At 52.6% G+C, this 555-nt stretch carries 1 protein-coding gene; it reads right to left on the bottom strand.

The annotated features are described in order from the left end of the window. Positions 1 to 555, bottom strand: a 555-nt coding sequence (locus tag ACO0LM_RS28685; protein WP_423042354.1) for a DUF4214 domain-containing protein, incomplete at both ends; no start/stop codon positions are given.

The following is a 555-nucleotide window of genomic DNA, read 5'->3' as shown; positions in this document are numbered from 1 at the left end:
TCAGTTTTGGGGTGATCAGTGTGCCGCCGTTGTCATTGGCATTACCCAGTGTGGCTGTCAGGGTATTGGAGATGCCGGTACCGGTCAGTTGGTCTTCGTCTTGCAGGCTGTTGATACGGGCATTGCCACCTGGTGTGTAGACTTGTGGGGCTGTGAATGTTTCGCCGGAAACAATGTCAGTACCGTTAGTCAATACGATTTGGGAACCTGGGCTGTTAGTAACGATTGCTGCAATAGTTGCATCAACGGTTGTTTGAGCTGTTGCCAGTGTGGCTGCATCAACGACTTTGCTCAGCCATACTTTGGCTGTGGCGTTGGCATCAACACCTGCGTAGGCAGTGATTTCTTTAGTGGTATCAACAGCTGTGGTGAACGATGTCGCTGCAGTGACTTTGGAGTCAACGGCTGTCTTGTCGGCACCAGTGGCGCCGCCCAGGATGGACAAGGCTGCTACACCAACGGAGACGACGTTGTTGGTGATTTGGCCTGCCCAGTAAGTCAGACCTGCTGGATCAGCTTCGTGGCCGAACAGGTTTTTGTAAATGGTGTTGACGG

The organism is Undibacterium sp. Di26W (assembly GCF_049340265.1).
Classification (GTDB): domain Bacteria; phylum Pseudomonadota; class Gammaproteobacteria; order Burkholderiales; family Burkholderiaceae_D; genus Undibacterium.
The sequence above is the reverse complement of the archived record's forward strand: the minus strand, read 5'-3'. Positions and strand labels throughout refer to the sequence as shown.